General features: G+C 66.0%; 18 protein-coding genes. All 18 read left to right on the top strand.

The window, feature by feature from the left end; all coding sequences use genetic code 11:
* The first annotated feature begins 32 nt into the window (after positions 1–32).
* The 18 genes from tilS to E3O25_RS04860 all read left to right on the top strand — a co-directional run bounded on the left by tilS (position 33) and on the right by E3O25_RS04860 (position 17,340).
* Positions 33–1,013 (top strand): tRNA lysidine(34) synthetase TilS, encoded by a 981-nt coding sequence (gene tilS, locus E3O25_RS04940; RefSeq protein WP_092106948.1) that lies wholly within the window; start codon positions 33–35, stop codon positions 1,011–1,013.
* A 22-nt stretch (positions 1,014–1,035) separates the two neighbouring features.
* On the top strand, positions 1,036–1,608 hold the full coding sequence (hpt, locus tag E3O25_RS04935) for a hypoxanthine phosphoribosyltransferase (RefSeq protein ID WP_092106950.1): 573 nt from the start codon (positions 1,036–1,038) through the stop codon (positions 1,606–1,608).
* 82 nt (positions 1,609–1,690) lie between these two features.
* Positions 1,691–3,700 (top strand): ATP-dependent zinc metalloprotease FtsH, encoded by a 2,010-nt coding sequence (gene ftsH, locus E3O25_RS04930; RefSeq protein ID WP_092106952.1) that lies wholly within the window; start codon positions 1,691–1,693, stop codon positions 3,698–3,700.
* 6 nt (positions 3,701–3,706) lie between these two features.
* Positions 3,707–4,276 carry a GTP cyclohydrolase I FolE gene (gene folE, locus E3O25_RS04925; protein ID WP_092106954.1) on the top strand — a complete coding sequence of 190 codons (570 nt, stop codon included), beginning with the start codon at positions 3,707–3,709 and terminating at the stop codon, positions 4,274–4,276.
* On the top strand, positions 4,273–5,130 hold the full coding sequence (folP, locus tag E3O25_RS04920; protein ID WP_092106956.1) for a dihydropteroate synthase: 858 nt from the start codon (positions 4,273–4,275) through the stop codon (positions 5,128–5,130). Before folE ends, folP begins: the two co-directional genes overlap by 4 nt.
* Positions 5,123–5,485, top strand: coding sequence for a dihydroneopterin aldolase (gene folB, locus E3O25_RS04915; protein WP_092106958.1), 363 nt, complete (start codon positions 5,123–5,125; stop codon positions 5,483–5,485). Before folP ends, folB begins: the two co-directional genes overlap by 8 nt.
* Positions 5,482–6,027 carry a 2-amino-4-hydroxy-6-hydroxymethyldihydropteridine diphosphokinase gene (gene folK, locus E3O25_RS04910; RefSeq protein ID WP_134360595.1) on the top strand — a complete coding sequence of 182 codons (546 nt, stop codon included), beginning with the start codon at positions 5,482–5,484 and terminating at the stop codon, positions 6,025–6,027. The genes folB and folK overlap by 4 nt, the downstream gene beginning before the upstream one ends.
* On the top strand, positions 6,024–6,506 hold the full coding sequence (locus E3O25_RS04905) for a DUF3180 domain-containing protein (RefSeq protein ID WP_166787734.1): 483 nt from the start codon (positions 6,024–6,026) through the stop codon (positions 6,504–6,506). Before folK ends, E3O25_RS04905 begins: the two co-directional genes overlap by 4 nt.
* Positions 6,499–7,071: a PH domain-containing protein gene (locus E3O25_RS04900; protein WP_370448724.1), complete on the top strand. Its 573-nt coding sequence runs from the start codon at positions 6,499–6,501 to the stop codon at positions 7,069–7,071. Before E3O25_RS04905 ends, E3O25_RS04900 begins: the two co-directional genes overlap by 8 nt.
* Positions 7,068–8,714: a PH domain-containing protein gene (locus E3O25_RS04895; protein WP_134360594.1), complete on the top strand. Its 1,647-nt coding sequence runs from the start codon at positions 7,068–7,070 to the stop codon at positions 8,712–8,714. The genes E3O25_RS04900 and E3O25_RS04895 overlap by 4 nt, the downstream gene beginning before the upstream one ends.
* Positions 8,711–9,472, top strand: coding sequence for a Rossmann-like and DUF2520 domain-containing protein (locus E3O25_RS04890; RefSeq protein WP_092107572.1), 762 nt, complete (start codon positions 8,711–8,713; stop codon positions 9,470–9,472). Before E3O25_RS04895 ends, E3O25_RS04890 begins: the two co-directional genes overlap by 4 nt.
* Positions 9,469–10,341, top strand: coding sequence for a pantoate--beta-alanine ligase (gene panC / locus E3O25_RS04885; protein WP_092106968.1), 873 nt, complete (start codon positions 9,469–9,471; stop codon positions 10,339–10,341). The genes E3O25_RS04890 and panC overlap by 4 nt, the downstream gene beginning before the upstream one ends.
* A gap of 109 nt (positions 10,342–10,450) precedes the next feature.
* The gene (gene lysS / locus E3O25_RS04880; protein ID WP_370448726.1) at positions 10,451–11,920 is read left to right on the top strand and encodes a lysine--tRNA ligase; all 1,470 of its coding nucleotides are present in this window, start codon (positions 10,451–10,453) and stop codon (positions 11,918–11,920) included.
* Entirely contained in the window at positions 11,920–12,066 is a 147-nt protein-coding gene (locus E3O25_RS16895) for a hypothetical protein (RefSeq protein WP_166787735.1), read from the top strand. Before lysS ends, E3O25_RS16895 begins: the two co-directional genes overlap by 1 nt.
* A 34-nt stretch (positions 12,067–12,100) precedes the next feature.
* On the top strand, positions 12,101–12,280 hold the full coding sequence (locus E3O25_RS04875) for a hypothetical protein (RefSeq protein ID WP_092106972.1): 180 nt from the start codon (positions 12,101–12,103) through the stop codon (positions 12,278–12,280).
* A gap of 6 nt (positions 12,281–12,286) precedes the next feature.
* Positions 12,287–13,750, top strand: coding sequence for a cardiolipin synthase (cls, locus tag E3O25_RS04870; RefSeq protein WP_092106974.1), 1,464 nt, complete (start codon positions 12,287–12,289; stop codon positions 13,748–13,750).
* 192 nt (positions 13,751–13,942) lie between these two features.
* Positions 13,943–16,468, top strand: coding sequence for an ATP-dependent Clp protease ATP-binding subunit (locus E3O25_RS04865; RefSeq protein ID WP_092106976.1), 2,526 nt, complete (start codon positions 13,943–13,945; stop codon positions 16,466–16,468).
* A gap of 329 nt (positions 16,469–16,797) precedes the next feature.
* Positions 16,798–17,340: an amino-acid N-acetyltransferase gene (locus E3O25_RS04860; protein ID WP_241983919.1), complete on the top strand. Its 543-nt coding sequence runs from the start codon at positions 16,798–16,800 to the stop codon at positions 17,338–17,340.
* The last annotated feature ends 197 nt before the right edge of the window (positions 17,341–17,537 follow it).

The following is a 17,537-nucleotide window of genomic DNA, read 5'->3' as shown; positions in this document are numbered from 1 at the left end:
CCTTGATCTAAGTCTGCGGATAACGTTACTGGATGGAATCCTCCCGCCGCCCGCGCCTCACCCCGGCCATCGCCGATATTCGTCGGGCCGTGCGCGCACTCCTGCCGGCCCAAGGGCTCGTGTTGGTGGGCCTGAGCGGTGGCGCTGATTCGCTCGCCCTCGCCGCCGCGACAGCCTTCGAAGCGGGGCGGGCGGGCATCCGTGCCGGAGCGGTGATCGTCGACCACAACCTGCAACCCGGTTCAGCGGATGTTGCGGCGCGGGCTGCACACACCGCCCGCCAGCTCGGCCTCGACCCGGTGCTCGTTCTGGGAGTGAGCGTCGTCGACGACGGAACCGGGCCGGAAGCTGCGGCACGAACGAGCCGCTACGCGGCGTTCGATGTCGCGCTCACACAGACCGGGGCGAGCGGGGTGCTGCTCGGCCATACCCTCGATGACCAAGCCGAAACCGTGCTGCTCGGCCTTGCTCGCGGCTCCGGACCGACCAGTTTGCGGGGGATGGCGGCGCGAACCGGGCTGATCCTGCGACCCTTGCTGGGCATCCGTCGCGCGGCAACCCGGCAATTCTGCGCCGACGCCGGCCTCGAACCCTGGAGCGACCCGCAGAATTTCGACCCGCGCTATTCCCGCGTGCGGGTACGGCAAACGGTACTGCCGATGCTCGAGAGTGAGCTCGGCCCCGGCGTCGGTCTGGCGCTCGCCCGCACCTCCGAAGCCCTGCGGGAGGATTCCGACGCGCTCGACGAGCTTGCGCGCACTGTGCTGCGCGCGCACTGGGCTGATCGGCGAATAGCGGCGGCCGTGCTCGCAGCGCACCCTGCCGCAATACGGCAGCGGGTGATTCGCTTCGCCGTCGAGGAAGTGTGCGGGGTGTGGCTGGATCGGGGGCAGGCCCTCGCCGTGGCGGCGCTCGTGACGAATTGGCATGGACAGGGGGCGCTCAGCCTGCCAGGCATTAGAGTTATACGGCAGGGTGGAAGTTTGATTTTTTCCGTTCCTGGACCCACCTGACACAAAGGACTGCTCTCTCCACATGGAACCTCGCGACATTGACGGCGACCTCACCGAGATCCTGATCAGCGAAGAGCAGATTCGAGCTCGCCTGGCCGAAATGTCCCGCCAGATCGAGGTCGACTACGCGGGTACCGATCTGTTGCTGGTCGGCGTGCTCAAGGGCGCGGTCATGGTCATGGCCGATCTGGCGCGCGAACTGCACCACCCGGTCACCATGGACTGGATGGCCGTCAGTTCCTACGGTTCCGGAACCCAGTCGAGCGGCGTTGTGCGCATTCTCAAGGACCTCGACACCGACCTGTCCGGCCGCAACGTGCTCATCGTGGAGGACATCATCGACTCCGGCCTGACCCTGTCGTGGCTGCTGGCGAACCTGAAAACGCGTGGTCCGGCATCCATTGAAATCTGCGCGCTGCTACGCAAGCCCGACGCCGCGCGCGTCGACATCGATGTGAAATATGTGGGCTTCAACATTCCGAACCAATTCGTGGTGGGCTACGGCCTCGACTACGACGAGAAGTACCGCAACCTGCGCTCGGTGGGCATTCTGGCCCCGCACGTCTACTCCACGGTCGCCGCAGCCGCTCTCTAGGCGTACCGCGACCCGCGCCTGAGTTCTCCTTTGGGCGAACACACGGCATTCCTTTGTAATCGAGCGCTAGCCTGAGGTCACCATGAACGTCAAGAAGCTACTCCGCGGCCCGATTCTCTATATTGTGCTCGCCGTCATCGCCGTTTGGGTGGGGTCAAGCCTCATTACCATGAGCGGATTTCGCGAGGTCAGCACGCAGGAGGGTCTCGGCTACCTGAAATCCGGCAATGTCGCCGAGGCCACTATCGTCGACGGCGAACAGCGGGTCGACCTCACGCTGACCAAGGCCAGCGGGGACCTCGGAACCCAGGTGCAGTTCTACTACGTCGCACCGCGCGGCGAGGAGATCATTACCGCCGTCACCGCCGCCAACCCGAAGGACGGCTTCACCGACGAGGTGCCACAGGCCAACTGGGTGCTGGGCGTGCTTAGTTTTCTGCTGCCCGTACTGCTGATCGGTGCCTTCTTCTGGCTCATGATCTCGATGCAGGGCGGCGGCAGCAAGGTCATGAAGTTCGGCAAGTCCAAAGCCAAACTGGTCTCCAAGGAAAGCCCGCAGGTCACCTTTGCCGACGTCGCCGGTGCCGACGAAGCCATCGAAGAGCTCGAAGAGATCAAGGACTTCCTCAAGGAGCCGGCTAAATTTCAGGCGGTCGGTGCCCGCATTCCCAAGGGCGTACTGCTGTACGGCCCGCCCGGAACCGGTAAAACCCTCCTCGCTCGCGCGGTCGCCGGCGAGGCCAACGTGCCGTTCTACGCCATCAGCGGCTCCGACTTCGTCGAGATGTTTGTCGGTGTCGGTGCCAGCCGAGTGCGAGACCTGTTCAGCCAGGCCAAGGAAAATGCTCCGGCCATCATCTTCATCGACGAGATCGATGCCGTCGGCCGTCACCGTGGTGCCGGCATGGGCGGCGGCCACGACGAACGTGAGCAGACCCTCAACCAGCTGCTGGTCGAGATGGACGGCTTCGACGTCAAGGCCAACGTCATCCTCATCGCCGCCACCAACCGCCCGGACATCCTCGACCCCGCCCTGCTCCGCCCTGGCCGGTTCGACCGGCAGATCGGCGTCGACGCACCCGACATGCTCGGTCGCAAACGCATCCTCGAGGTGCACTCCAAGGGCAAGCCGATGGCCGACGGTGTGGACCTCGAGGTGCTCGCGCGTAAGACGCCCGGCTTCACCGGTGCTGATCTGGCGAACGTGCTCAACGAGGCGGCGTTGCTGACCGCGCGGTCCAACGCCCAGCTCATCGACAACCGCGCCCTCGACGAGGCCGTCGACCGGGTCATGGCCGGACCGCAGCGCCGCACCCGCGTCATGCGTGACAAGGAAAAGCTCATCACCGCGTACCACGAGGGTGGCCACGCCCTGGTCGCCACCGCGATGAATTTCACCGACCCGGTGACCAAGATCACCATCCTGCCGCGCGGCCGCGCCCTCGGCTACACGATGGTCATGCCGCTCGAAGACCGCTACTCGGTCACCCGCAACGAACTGCTCGACCAGCTCGCCTACGCCATGGGCGGCCGCGTCGCTGAAGAGATCATCTTTCACGACCCGACCAGCGGCGCGTCCAACGACATCGAGAAAGCAACGGCGACTGCCCGCAAGATGGTCACCGAGTTCGGCATGAGCGCGGTCGTCGGCCCGCTCAAGCTGGGCCAGGGATCGGGCGAAGTCTTCCTCGGTCGTGACATGGGACACCAGCGCGACTACTCGGAGCGCGTCGCCGAAAGCGTCGACCGCGAGGTGCGCCAGCTGCTCGAAGACGCTCACGACGAGGCCTACGAGGTGCTGATCAAGAACCGTGCGATCCTCGACAGCCTCGCGGCGGCCCTGCTCGAGCACGAAACGCTCGACCAGACCGCCCTCGCCGAGATCTTCGCCAGCGTGGAGAAACTCCCGCCACGACCGCAATGGCTTTCAAGTGACAAGCGCCCCGTCTCGGACGTACCGCCGATCGCCATGCCGGCGCCGAAGGCTCCCATCGACGGTGCCGCCGTTGACGGTGGCATCTCCAGCGGTGACGCCGTCCCTGCCAAACCGAAGCGCGCGCCGGCCCGCAACCCCCGCCCCGCGACCGCCTAGGCGCCCGTGGCAGTGGATAGGGCGCGCATTCAGGCGGCCGTCGCCGAGATTCTCGCTGCGATCGGTGAGGACCCGACACGGGCCGGCCTGGAGAGCACCCCACGGCGGGTAGCGGATGCCTACGCCGAGTTCTTCGCCGGCCTCGACCAGAACCCACAAGACCACCTGAAGGACTTCGTTCCGGTCGACGGCAGTACCGGCGAGCTCGTGCTGCTGCGCGATATCGCCTTTCGTTCGGTCTGCGAACACCACCTGCTGCCGTTTCTCGGCATCGCCCACGTGGCCTACCTGCCCAGGGGCCGGGTCGTCGGCCTCGGCCGACTGCCCGCCGTCGTGGAGACCCTCGCCGCTCGGCCGCAGCTGCAGGAGCGACTCACCGAGGAGATCGCCGATGCCCTGCACGAAGGCCTCGACCCGCTCGGCGTGCTCGTCGTGCTCGACGCCGTGCACGGCTGCGTCGGCACCCGCGGACCGCGCCAGACCGCGAGCTCGACGGTGACCATGGCCACGCGTGGAGCGCTGACCGATCCGACGGCCCGCGCCGAGATCATCGCGCTGATTTCTGCCGGCGGATGACGCTCATCATGGGCGTGCTCAATGTCACCCCGGACTCCTTCAGTGACGGCGGCCGGTGGGCGTCAACGGATGCCGCCATCGAGCACGGTCTGCTGCTGCACGCCCAGGGTGCCGACCTCATCGACGTGGGCGGCGAGTCCACCCGGCCCGGAGCCGCCCGTGTTTCACCGGAACAAGAGCAGCGACGCATCATTCCGGTGGTCACCGAGCTCGCCCGGCAGGGCCTGCGGCTGAGCATCGACACCTTCAACTCTGCCACCGCCCGTGCCGCGGCGACGGCGGGCGCGAGCGTGATCAATGACGTGTCCGGTGGTCTCGCCGACCCCGGCATGGGGGCCGTTGCGGCGGAGACCGGCCTCACCTACGTGGCCATGCACTGGCGCGCACACGCGCAGCAGATGGACACCCTCGCCGACTACGGCGACGTTGTCACCGACGTCATCGCCGAACTGCGCACCCGCGTCGACGCGCTGACCCGCGCCGGAGTGGGCAGGGAACGGATCGTGCTCGACCCCGGACTCGGATTCTCGAAGAAGACCGAACACAACTGGCAGCTCCTGGCCCGGCTCGACGCCTTCGCTGAACTCGGCCTGCCGGTCATGGTCGGCGCTTCACGCAAACGCTTCCTCGCCGGGGTGCTGCCAAACGGTGCTGCTCTGCCTGACCGCGACCTGCCCACCGCCGTGGTCAGCGTGCTCGCCGCTCAGGCCGGCGCCTGGGCGGTGCGGGTGCACGACGTCGCGGCGACCCGCACCGCACTGAACGTGCTGGCCAGCGTGCAGCGGTCGACGCCGCACCGTGCGCAGGGATTGCCGCACAGCGCTGTGCGTCCGTCACAATGGACCCATGACTGATTCGATCACCCTCACCGGCCTGCGGGTGAACGCCCACCACGGCGTCTACGACTTTGAGAAAGAAAACGGTCAGGACTTCGTCATCGACGTGACTGTCTGGCTGGATTTGCTGGCCGCAGCGGCCAGCGATGACGTGACCCAGACCATCCACTATGGCGAACTCGCCGAAGAGGTCACCGACGCGGCCCGGCACAACCCGGTCGACCTCATTGAAACCGTCGCCGAGCGCATCGCGGCCGTCGTGCTGGCGCACCCGCCGGCGTTGCGCGTGCAGGTCACGGTGCACAAACCGCAAGCTCCCATCTCGGTGCCGTTCACCGACGTGGCCGTGCAGATCACCCGGTCTCGGTCATGATCGGGAGCATCGAGCGAGTGGTCCTGGCCCTCGGCAGTAATCTCGGCGACCGGGCGGCCACGCTCACCCGGGCCGCGGCGGACATCAGCGAACTCCCCGGTGCCACCCTCGTTGCCGTCTCGCCCGTGTATGAATCTGCGGCCGTGAAACCGGGCGGCGTCGACGAGAGTGCGCCCCGATACTTCAACGCCGTGCTGACCATCGGCTATAGCGGCGACCCGTACGCCCTGCTCGACGCCGTCAATCTCATCGAGGCCCGGCACGGCCGGGTGCGCGCCGAACGGTGGGGGGACCGAACGCTTGACATCGACCTCATCGTGTTCGGCGAGCTGCGTATCGACGATGATCGCCTCATCCTGCCGCACCCGCGCGCGGCGGAACGTGACTTCGTATTGGCCCCGTGGCTCGACCTCGACGCGGCGGCCGTCATCCCCGGCCGTGGGCTGGTTCGGGATCTGCTCGCCGCCACCGGCATCACGGTGCGCCGGGTAGCGGATGCCTCAGCCGCTGAATCCGCGCCGGCACCGGGAGCCGGGCGGTGAAGCGTTCACACGCGACCGGACTGCTCGCCGCGGTGCTGATCGGTCTCGTGATCGGCTTTCTGCTCGAGATCGCCTTCGCGGCATCGGGCGCTCCGATCGTCGTTCCGCCGGTGACCCTGCCGTTGACGCTGATTTTGCTGGGCGCGGTCGTCGTGAGCCTGGCCTGGCAGGTGCGCCAGGGTACCCGTCGCAGGGCGCTGCGCCGCATCGACCCGTTCTGGGCCATGCGGGTGGCCGTGCTGTCGAAGGCCACGTCGTTGTCGGCGTCGCTGCTGCTGGGAGCCGCTCTGGGCCTCGTTCTGTACATTCTCACCCGTTCGGTGGTACCGGCAGTCCTATCGTTGTGGCTCGCGATCGGCACGGCGATCGGCGCAGCGCTCATGCTCACGGCCGGCCTTGTGGCCGAACACTTCTGTACCCTGCCGCCCGACGATGACACCAATGGCGATACCGATGACTCCGGAGGTACCCGTGCCTGACCTGCCCGACGTAAACCAGCCTGGTGCGCTGCCGCCCGTTCCACACGACGTGGCCGAATCGGCCGATAGGCCCGAACCGTCGGCGCGGCTCGAACTGCCCGAGACGGGCGACTGGATGCGCGTCTCCCCGAAGTATGTACTGGTCGAGATCGTCGGCACCATCGTGAACGCCGTTGTCGTGTGCGGCGGAGCGAGCCTGCTCTGGTTGTTGCTCGACCAGACCTGGGCCCTGTGGGTCGGCATAGCCGTGCTGGTCGCGTCGATCATCAATCTCGTGTTCGAGCCGCGTCGGGTGCGCTCCATCGGGTATCTGCTGCGGGGCGATGACCTGCTGTTTCGCCGCGGCATCCTCTTTCAACGTTTCGTCGCGGTGCCGTACGGGCGGATGCAGCTCATCGACATCACCCGTGGCCCGATCGCCCGGTGGCTCGGGCTGGCCGACCTCAAGTTCGTGACGGCCGCGGCCACCGCCGGGGTCTCGATTCCCGGGCTGGCCGAAGCCGACGCCGAGAGCCTGCGCGACCGGCTGGTGGAACTCGCGGAGAGCCGCCGGGCCGGCCTGTGAGCGAGCCAGCCGCTCCGATTCCGGCCCCCCTGGCGGCGCCGCGCACCGACCTCACCGACGGGGAATGGCACCGCCTGCACCCCTCGACGCCGGTTTTGCGGGGTGGCATTTTTATGGTGGCCATCATCGGCTTCATCATCGCCAACCTGCGCGAACGACTCGTCGACCTGTTCCTGGGTGAGGAGAACTATCGGGGCGATCCGATCGACGCGATCTACGAGCGCGGAGCCGCCGGTTGGGCCCTGCTGATCGTCGCCGGGGTGCTTCTGGTCATCATCGGGGTGTTCTACCTGTCCTGGCGCATGCACACCTTTCGGGTGACCGGAGAGATCGTCGAAGTGCGCAGCGGCGTGGTCTTTCGCAGCAACCGCAAGGCCCGTCTCGACCGGGTGCAGGGTGTCAATCTGGCCCGGCCGCTGATCGCCCGCCTGTTCGGTGCGGCCCGGCTGGAGATCACGGTCGCCGGACAAGACGGCAACGTACAGCTCGCCTATCTCGGCTCGAAACTAGCGGATGACCTGCGCCGCGACATCCTGCACCTTGCCTCCGGTCTGTGGCAGGCACGGCAGCCGGCCGACCTGCCCGGTGTGCCGGCGGCAGCCGCACCCACCCCGATCGTGCCGGCCACCGCGCCGCCCGCGCACACGGCCCTCGGTGACTTCGCGACCGCGCGCTACAACGAATTTCGGGCTCCGGAGCTCGACCCCGATGCGGCCCCGCCCGAATCGGTCGTGCGCATTCCGCCGGGGCGCCTGATCGGATCGGTTGTGCTCAGCGGCTTCACCGTCTTTCTCCTTCTGGCCGGCGTCGGTCTCATCGTCAGCGTGGTCGCCGGGAGCAGCGGCTGGGTGCTCGTGGCGGTGCTGCCTGGGCTCCTCGGCAGTGTCGGTTACTACTTCTCCCGCATCACCAAGACGTTGCGGTTCAGCATCGCGGGCACCCCCGACGGTGTGCGGGTCGGCTTCGGTCTGCTGTCCACGAGCAGTCAGACCTTGCCGCCCGGCCGCATCCACGCCATCAAGGTGTCACAGCCCATTCTCTGGCGTCGGTTCGGCTGGTGGCAGGTCAGCATCAACACGGCGGGCCAGGCCGCCGGCCGCAGCAGCGCCCCCGCGACCAGCGCCAACATCCTGCCGGTCGGCACCCTTGCCGACGTCGAGAAGGTACTCCAACTGGCGCTGCCCGGCTTCGACACCGACACTCAACGCGCCCTGGTCGAGAACGGACTGCTCGGCGGTCACAAACGTGACGCCGCGCTCGCCGATTTCTACAGTAATGCCCCCGCCCGTGCCGCCTGGCTGCGCCCATTCTCGTGGTGGCGCACCGGCTGGGCAGTCTCGGATCAGGTCGCCGTGATTCGCCGCGGCGTGCTTTCCCGCGACCTCATTCTCGTGCCCCTCGCGCGAATGCAGGGCGTGCGCATCAGCCAGGGACCCGTGCGAAGGCGCCTACGCCTCGCGTCGGCAGACCTGCACACGGTTGCCGGGCCGGTCAGTGCCTCACTGCCCGTCATCGACGTCGATGAAGCACTGGTTCTCTTCGAGTGGATGTCCACGGGAGCCGTACGGTCGGCGCTCGCCGACACTACCCACCAGTGGAGCCGCGCGGGCAAACCCTCGCCAGCCCGGGAAGCAGCGGAATGAACGACAAGCCCGGACGCCTCGGCGTCGGCATCATCGGCGCCGGTCACGTCGGCCCCATTCTTGGAGCGGCCCTCGCGGGCGCTGGCCACGCGATCGTCGGCATCTCCGCGATCTCGCAGGCCAGCCGCGACCGCGCCGAAGCGATCCTGCCGCTCGTGCCCATCCTCACCGTGCCCGAGGTCGTCGAACGAAGCGAACTGGTCATCATCGCGGTGCCGGACGCCCACCTGGCGCGCCTCGTGCAGGGCCTCGCCGCGACGAACACCTGGCAGCCCGGCCAGATCGTGCTGCACACCTCGGCCCGCTTCGGCACCGCCGTGCTCGCGCCGGCGCAGGCGGCCGGCGCCATTCCGCTCGCCATTCACCCGGCGATGTCCTTCACCGGAACCAGCCTCGACCTGGCCCGTCTCGCCGACAGCTACTTCGCGGTGACCGCACCCGGCCCGGTGTTGCCGATCGGGCAGGCGCTCGCCGTGGAGATGGGCGGCGAACCGCTCATCATCGCCGAGGCCGACCGTGCCAGCTACGCCGAAGCGATCCAGATCGCCACCGCCTTCTCCACGTCGATCGTCGAGCAGGCCACGCGGCTGCTCGCCGGAATCGGTCTCGAACATCCAGGGGCTATTCTTGGTCCGCTGCTGCGCTCCGCGATGGAGAACGCCCTCGGGCGCACGAGCCCCGAACGACTCGACCTGGCGGGCTTCGATGAAATCGAGCAGCGGCAGCATCCGTTTGACGACGACAGGTCGCGCGAATGACTACGCCAGAAATGATCGGCTCCATCGCCGAGCTGCATGACCGTCTCGGCCAGGCGCGCGACCGCGCGGCACTGACCGGCGGTGACACGCGCATCGTGTTGGTGCCGACCATGGGGGCGCTGCACGCCGGCCACCTCGAGCTCGTGCGACGGGCGCACACCCTCGGCGACATCGTGGTGGTGTCGATCTTCGTCAACCCCCTGCAATTCGGCGCCGGCGAAGACCTCGACAGCTACCCGCGCACCCTCAAGGCCGACCTGGCCGCGCTCGAGGCCGAGAACGTGGCGTTCGTGTTCGCGCCGAGCGCCCGCGAGATGTATCCGGGCGGCACGAACGATACCCGGGTGACCGCCGGAACGGTCGGCTCACTCTATGAGGGAGCCGCGCGGCCCGGCCACTTCGACGGCATGCTCACCGTCGTGGCGAAACTGCTGGGCATCGTGACGCCGGATGCCGCGGTGTTCGGCCAAAAAGACGGCCAGCAGGCTTTTCTGGTGCAACGCATGGTCGCCGATCTCAATGTGCGCACCACCATCGAGGTTGTCGATACCGTGCGCGAACCCAGCGGACTGGCCCTGTCCAGCCGCAACCGGTACCTCGACGACGTGCAGCACACGGCAGCGCAGGCGCTGTTCGCCGGGCTCAACGCTGCCGTAGCGGAGGCGCAGGCCGGCCCTGGTGCAGCGCTCACCGCAGCGCGTGCGCGCATTGCCGCCCAGCCGCTGGTTAAACTGGACTATCTCGTGATCGTGCACCCGGAGACTTTCCTCTCGGTGCCCTACGACTATCGCGGGCCGGCGCGCATGCTCGTGGCCGCGCGGGTCGGCACCACCCGACTGATCGACAACGTGTCGATCCGTCTCGGGTGAGGCGTGGCATCCGCTTTATTGTGAACTGACAGCACCAACGGAGAACCAGATGAGCCAGAACACCCCGCCCACCTCGACCGATGACGCCGAGGGCTTCTCCGACGCGGAGATGAACGAGCAGAAGGCCGTACGCCTCGGCAAGCGTGACCGCCTGAATGCGACCGCCGCGAGCCCGGCCGGCGGCGCCTACCCGGTGTCAGTGCCCGTCACGCACACCATTCCGGCGGTGCGCGCCGAATTTGGCGACCTTCAAGCGGATGCCGTCACCGGCGTCACCGTGGGACTGGCCGGACGCATCGTGCACCTGCGCAACACCGGCAAGCTGTGCTTCGCGAGCCTGCAGTCGGGTGACGGCACCCGCATCCAGGCCATGGTCTCGCTCGCCGCCGTCGGCGACGAGTCCCTCGCCGCCTGGAAGGACCTCGTCGACCTCGGCGACCACCTGTTCGTCACCGGCGAGGTCATCTCCAGCCGTCGCGGCGAGCTGTCGATCATGGTCACCGACTGGCAGGTCGCCGCGAAGGCGCTGCTGCCGCTGCCCAACCTGCACTCCGAGCTCAGCGAGGAGACCCGGGTACGCAGCCGCTACCTCGACCTGATCAGCCGCGAGCAGGCCCGCACCAACGTGCTGTCCCGTTCCAGGGCCGTCGCGAGCCTGCGCAAAACGTTCACAGACCTCGAGTTCATCGAAATTGAGACGCCGATGCTGCAAACGATGCACGGCGGGGCATCCGCTCGACCGTTTCAGACCCACAGCAACGCCTTCGACACGGAACTTTTTCTGCGGATCGCACCCGAGCTGTTCCTGAAGCGGGCCGTGGTGGGCGGCATCGATCGGGTCTATGAGATCAATCGCAACTTTCGCAACGAGGGCGCCGACTCCACCCACTCGCCCGAGTTCGCGATGCTCGAAGCCTACGAGGCGTATGGCGACTACAACTCCATTGCCGACCTCACCCAGAAGCTGATTCAGGATGCCGCGTTCGCGATCGCCGGATCGCACGTGGTGACCTGGGCCGACGGCACCCTGTTCGACCTCGGCGGCGACTGGGACCGCATCGGCATGTACGACAGCCTCTCGGCGGCCGCCGGCATCGTGATCACCCCGGAGACGCCACTGGCCGACCTGGTCGCCCTCGCAGCCCGCGAGGGGATCGAGATCGACCACCCCATTCACGGCAAGTACGTCGAAGAGCTGTGGGAGCACTTCGTGAAGGGTTCGCTCGTGCGACCGACTTTTGTGATGGACTTTCCCATCGATACGAGCCCGTTGGTGCGCGGGCACCGCTCGGTGGCCGGCGTGGTCGAGAAGTGGGATCTCTACGTGCGCGGCTTCGAACTGGCCACCGGCTACTCCGAACTCGTCGACCCGGTCGTGCAGCGTGAACGCTTCATCGAGCAGGCGAGCCTGGCCGCCGGGGGAGACCCGGAGGCCATGCGTCTTGACGAAGAATTTCTGCGCGCCCTCGAATACGGCATGCCGCCGACTGGCGGCATGGGCATGGGCATCGACCGCATGCTGATGGCGCTGACCGGACTTGGTATTCGCGAAACGATCCTTTTTCCTCTGGTGAAGTGATGAGTTATCTGCCCGATGACGAGCTGCGGCCCGACCAGGGGGGCCGTAAGCCGCCGTCGATGAACCGCATCGCCCTCTGGGTGATCGTCGGCGGCGTCGGGCTGTACTACCTGGGCAGCGGCCTGATCGGCCTGCTGAGCAAGTAGCGGCGCTCCCAGTCTTTACGCGTAGGCTGGGTCCGTGATTGAGAACTTCTGGGGTAACGCGCTCTTTTCGATTGTGCCCACCATTGCGCTCGGCCTCATGTTCTGGCTGATGATGCGCTCGATCCTGCGCGCTGACCGCACCGAACGCAAGGTGTACGCCCAAATCGAAGCCGAAGAACGCGCCCGGCTCGGTCTCGACAAACCGGTCACCTAAGTACCAATGTTCGGCATCGACGGCCTGACCATCACCGTTCTGCTGGCCCTGATCGTCGACTTCTCGGTTCGCGTCATTGCCATCATCGTGGTGCCCCGCAATCGGCGGCCCATGTCGGGCATGGCCTGGCTGCTGACCATTTTCTTCATTCCCTACCTCGGCGTGCTGCTGTTTCTGTTGATCGGCTTCCGTACGCTGCCGAAGAAGCGTCGCCTGATGCAGGATGAAATCAACAAGTTTATCCTCGACAGCACCGAGGGCATGGAACTGGTGCGACGCGACCACCCGTGGCCGGGCTGGCTCGAATCCGTCGTTGAACTCAATCGCAACCTGGGTGCCATGCCGCTGGTCGGCGACAACACGGCGAGCCTGATCGGCGAATACCAGGTGGCGTTCGACACCATGATCGCCGACATCGACCAGGCTCAGAAATACGTGCACGTCGAGTTCTACATCCTCTCGCTCGATCACACCACCGCCCCCTTCTTTGACGCCCTCGAGAATGCGCACAGACGCGGTGTCAGCGTACGGGTGCTGATGGACCACATTCAGTCCATGCGCAAGCCCGGCTTTCACCAGACCAAGAAACGGCTCACGGATGCCGGCATCGCGTGGCAGCTGATGCTGCCGGTGCAGCCGTTCAAGGGCAAATGGCAACGACCCGACCTGCGCAATCATCGCAAGCTGCTCATCGTCGACGGCATGGTCGGCTTCATGGGGTCACAGAACATCATCGACCGCTCCTACAACATGAAGAGCAACATTCGTCGCGGCCTGCAGTGGAAAGATTTCATGACCCGGCTGGAAGGCCCGATTGTGTCGGGCCTCAACGCGATCTTCATCACCGACTGGTACAGCGAAACCAATGAACTACTCACCCGCGACATCGAGCCGGTTCATCCGCGGCCAGTGACGGATGCCCTCGACTGCCAGGTGGTGCCGAGCGGGCCGGGGTTCAAGGGGGAAAACAACCTGCGGCTGTTCCTCGCACTGCTCTATTACGCGCAGGATCGCATCATCATCACGAGCCCCTACTTCGTGCCGGACGAATCGATCATGTACGCCATCACGACCGCTGTGCAGCGGGGGCTGCACGTGGAACTGTTCGTGTCCGAAATCGGCGATCAGGCCGTGGTCTACCACGCGCAGCGCTCGTATTATGAGGAACTCCTAACGGCCGGCGTACACATCTACATGTACAAAGCGCCCTACATTCTGCACGCGAAGCACTTCACGATCGACGACGAGGTGGCTGTCGTCGGCTCGAGCAATATGGACCAGCGTTCGTTCAGCCTCAACATGGAGGTGTCGCTCATGGTGCACGGCCGGTCGTTCGTGCGCAACCTGCGGGCCATGGAAGACGAGAACCGGCTCAATAGTCGCGAACTGACCCTGGAGGAATGGCGCAAGCAGCCGCTGCGCTCCACCATCCTCGACAACCTCGCCCGGCTCACCTCCGCGGTGCAGTAGGTGCGCGAAACGGATGCGGCGCGGCCGGGCCGCGCGCAGCATCCGTCACGCTGCTCCTGCTAAAACAAAGGCATGACGCAGGCTGCACGCAGCCTGCGTCACGCCTACGGCGAACAAACACCCGCGAGGCGTTCAGGCTGGTTACTCTCGATGTAACGGCACCAACTGCCCTGGCGCCAAGGGAGCGATCATATGTTTGAGAGATTTACCGACCGAGCTCGTCGCGTCGTCGTTTTGGCCCAGGAAGAGGCCAAGATGCTCAACCACAACTACATCGGGACCGAGCACATTCTGCTCGGACTGATTCACGAGGGTGAAGGCGTCGCCGCGAAGGCTCTGGAGAGCCTCGGCATCTCGCTCGACGCCGTGCGCGAGCAGGTTCAGGACATCATCGGCCAGGGGCAGCAGCAGCCCACCGGCCACATTCCCTTCACGCCGCGTGCAAAGAAGGTCCTCGAGTTGAGCCTGCGCGAAGCGCTGCAGCTCGGCCATAACTACATCGGTACCGAACACATTCTGCTCGGCCTCATCCGCGAGGGCGAGGGCGTCGCCGCCCAGGTTCTCGTGAAGCTCGGCGCCGACCTCAACCGTGTGCGCCAGCAGGTCATCCAGCTCCTCTCCGGTTACCAGGGCAAGGAGCAGGTGGCGGTCGGCGCCAACGAGCAGGCAGCCAACACGGCTGGCAGCCAGGTGCTCGACCAGTTCGGTCGTAACCTCACCCAGATGGCCCGCGACAATAAACTCGATCCGGTGATCGGGCGCGAGAAAGAAATCGAGCGGGTCATGCAGATCCTCTCGCGTCGCACCAAGAACAACCCGGTGCTGATCGGTGAGCCCGGCGTCGGCAAGACCGCCGTCGTGGAGGGCCTGGCCCAGGCCATCGTCAAGGGCGATGTGCCCGAGACGCTGAAAGACAAGCAGCTCTACTCGCTCGACCTCGGCTCGCTCATCGCCGGTAGCCGCTACCGCGGTGACTTCGAAGAGCGCCTGAAGAAGGTCACCAAGGAGATCCGCACCCGCGGCGACATCATCGTCTTTATCGACGAGATCCACACCCTGGTGGGTGCCGGAGCCGCCGAGGGCGCGATCGACGCCGCATCCATTCTGAAGCCGCTGCTCGCCCGCGGTGAGCTGCAGACCATCGGTGCGACCACCCTCGACGAGTACCGCAAGCACTTCGAGAAGGATGCCGCGCTCGAGCGCCGCTTCCAGCCGATCCAGGTGAACGAGCCGTCGCTGCCGCACACCATCAACATCCTCAAGGGTCTGCGCGACCGTTACGAAGCGCACCACAAGGTGTCGATCACCGACGGTGCCCTCGTGGCCGCGGCGAACCTCGCCGACCGGTACGTCTCCGACCGGTTCCTGCCCGATAAGGCCATCGACCTGATCGATGAGGCCGGCGCCCGCCTGCGCCTGTCGATCCTCTCGAGCCCGCCCGAGCTGCGCGAATTCGACGAGAAAATCGCCGTGGTGCGTGCCGCCAAGGAACTCGCCATCGAAGAACAGGACTTCGAGAAAGCCGCCGGCCTGCGTGACGAGGAGAAGAACCTCCTCGGCGAGCGCCTGCGCCTCGAGAAGAAGTGGAAGTCGGGCGACGTCAAGACCACCGCGGTCGTCGACGAGGGCCTGATTGCTGAAGTCCTCGCCCAGGCCACCGGCATCCCGGTGTTCAAGCTCACCGAGGAAGAGTCCTCGCGGCTCGTCTTCATGGAGAAGGCACTGCACCAGCGCGTCATCGGCCAGGAAGAGGCCATCTCGGCACTCGCCAAGACCATCCGTCGCACCCGTGCCGGCCTGAAGGACCCGAAGCGTCCCTCCGGTTCGTTCGTCTTCGCCGGTCCCACCGGCGTCGGCAAGACGGAGCTGGCCAAGGCGCTCGCCGAGTTCCTGTTCGACGACGAAGCTGCAATGATCTCGCTTGACATGAGTGAGTACGGCGAGAAGCACACCGTATCGCGCCTGTTCGGTGCGCCTCCCGGATTCGTCGGCTTCGAAGAGGGCGGCCAGCTCACCGAGAAGGTACGGCGCAAGCCGTTCTCCGTGGTGCTGTTCGATGAGATCGAGAAGGCCCACCCCGATATCTTCAACTCCCTGCTCCAGATTCTGGAAGAGGGCCGGTTGACGGATGGTCAGGGTCGCGTCGTCGACTTCAAGAACACCGTCATCATCATGACCACCAACCTCGGCACCAAGGACATCTCGGGTGGACCGGTCGGCTTCCAGCTGGAAGGCGACAGCACCACCGGGTACGAGCGCATGGCCGGCAAGGTGAAGGACGAGCTGAAGAAGCACTTCAAGCCCGAGTTCCTCAACCGCGTGGACGAGATCATCGTGTTCCCGCAGCTGACCAAGCCCGAGTTGCTGCAGATCGTCGACCTCTTCATCAAGCGTCTCGGTGTGCGCCTGCTCGACCGGGACATGACCGTCGAGGTCACCCTTCCGGCGAAGGAACACCTGATCGAGGTCGGATTCGACCCGACGCTCGGTGCTCGCCCGCTGCGCCGCGCCATCCAGCGCGAGGTGGAAGACCGCCTGTCGGAGAAGATCCTGCAGGGCGAGCTGAACGCCGGTGACCACGTGCACGTGGATTACATCGACGGTGCCTACGTCTTCACCACCACGACCCGAGTTGACCCGGTCGGCGTCGGAGTGAACACGGCTGCTGCTATCGGAACCGGACCGGCAACTCCCGACCTGGCGATCACGAGCGACTAGCAGTTCTCCAGGGCCCGGCAGATTCGTCTGCCGGGCCCTTTTCTGTGCCCAAAGGCGGCGTTGGGTGCGCATGACTCCTGCAGATTCTGACGAGTCCAGGCAAGTTGCGCGTCGTTCCGGGGGGGTGTTCGATCGGGGTGACCCGAATTGCAGGAGTTATAGGCGGGGGGAGAGGTCGGGAGAGCCGGCATCCGCTCTGGCTGGGTCGAAAATGTGGGGCGAATTCAGGAGGAACGGGGCGGGCGGGGGTCTGCGGCTGCGGAATCACGCGGACCGATCCCTAGACTGGTGGTTTGATCCTGAATTATGCGCGAAAGGGGCCGATTGGCGTGACTGAACTGCAGCAGACCGCACCGGAACAACCCGAACTGGAATATTCGGTGCGCCGCGCGCGCACGAGCGACGTGCCCGGCATTCAAGCGCTCGTCGAGCCGCTCGTGCAGCAGCGCATTCTGCTCGGCAAAGACCGCGTGGTGTTCTACGAGGCGGTGCAGGAATTTCGGGTGGCCGTTGACGCATCCGGCACGCTGATCGGCTGCGGCGCCCTGCACGTCATGTGGGAAGACCTCGGCGAGGTTCGCACTCTCGCCGTCGACGCCGAGTGGCTCGGCCGCGGCGTCGGCTACACCATGATGCAACGCCTCGAAGCGGATGCCCGCGACCTCGGCCTCAGTCGACTGTTCTGCCTCACCTTCGAGGTGGGGTTCTTCACGCGGAACGGGTTCAGTGATATGGGGACCGAAACCGTCGATCCGGCCATCTACGCGGAGCTCGTGCGGTCACCCGATGAGGGTGTCGCCGAATTCCTCGACCTGGCCCGCGTCAAGCCGAACACACTCGGCAACACCCGCATGGTGAAGCGCCTGAGCTGACCGATTTGGAGCGGATCGGCCGAATCACTGCTTCGAGGCGTGCTCATATGAGCAAAATAGACGGAGTTTACCCCCCGGACATGGGCCGTCGCTAAGCTGCGAACTATTGCACCTGCCACAGGTGGGCCGGGGGAATTTTCGACAGCACGACTCCCCGGGGTAATGAGACACGCATCGTTCTATGAATGAGGAGATCC

The organism is Cryobacterium sp. TMT1-3, assembly GCF_004402315.1.
GTDB classification, from domain to species: Bacteria; Actinomycetota; Actinomycetes; order Actinomycetales; family Microbacteriaceae; genus Cryobacterium; species Cryobacterium luteum.
The sequence above is the reverse complement of the archived record's forward strand: the minus strand, read 5'-3'. Positions and strand labels throughout refer to the sequence as shown.

Coding starts and splice junctions, on each gene's coding strand:
- panC (WP_092106968.1), top strand. CDS start 9,469: ATGACTACGCCAGAAATGATCGGCTCCATCGCCGAGCTGCATGACCGT.
- E3O25_RS16895 (WP_166787735.1), top strand. CDS start 11,920: ATGAGTTATCTGCCCGATGACGAGCTGCGGCCCGACCAGGGGGGCCGT.
- folK (WP_134360595.1), top strand. CDS start 5,482: ATGATCGGGAGCATCGAGCGAGTGGTCCTGGCCCTCGGCAGTAATCTC.
- folP (WP_092106956.1), top strand. CDS start 4,273: ATGACGCTCATCATGGGCGTGCTCAATGTCACCCCGGACTCCTTCAGT.
- hpt (WP_092106950.1), top strand. CDS start 1,036: ATGGAACCTCGCGACATTGACGGCGACCTCACCGAGATCCTGATCAGC.
- E3O25_RS04890 (WP_092107572.1), top strand. CDS start 8,711: ATGAACGACAAGCCCGGACGCCTCGGCGTCGGCATCATCGGCGCCGGT.
- cls (WP_092106974.1), top strand. CDS start 12,287: ATGTTCGGCATCGACGGCCTGACCATCACCGTTCTGCTGGCCCTGATC.
- tilS (WP_092106948.1), top strand. CDS start 33: ATGGAATCCTCCCGCCGCCCGCGCCTCACCCCGGCCATCGCCGATATT.
- folB (WP_092106958.1), top strand. CDS start 5,123: ATGACTGATTCGATCACCCTCACCGGCCTGCGGGTGAACGCCCACCAC.
- E3O25_RS04865 (WP_092106976.1), top strand. CDS start 13,943: ATGTTTGAGAGATTTACCGACCGAGCTCGTCGCGTCGTCGTTTTGGCC.
- lysS (WP_370448726.1), top strand. CDS start 10,451: ATGAACGAGCAGAAGGCCGTACGCCTCGGCAAGCGTGACCGCCTGAAT.
- ftsH (WP_092106952.1), top strand. CDS start 1,691: ATGAACGTCAAGAAGCTACTCCGCGGCCCGATTCTCTATATTGTGCTC.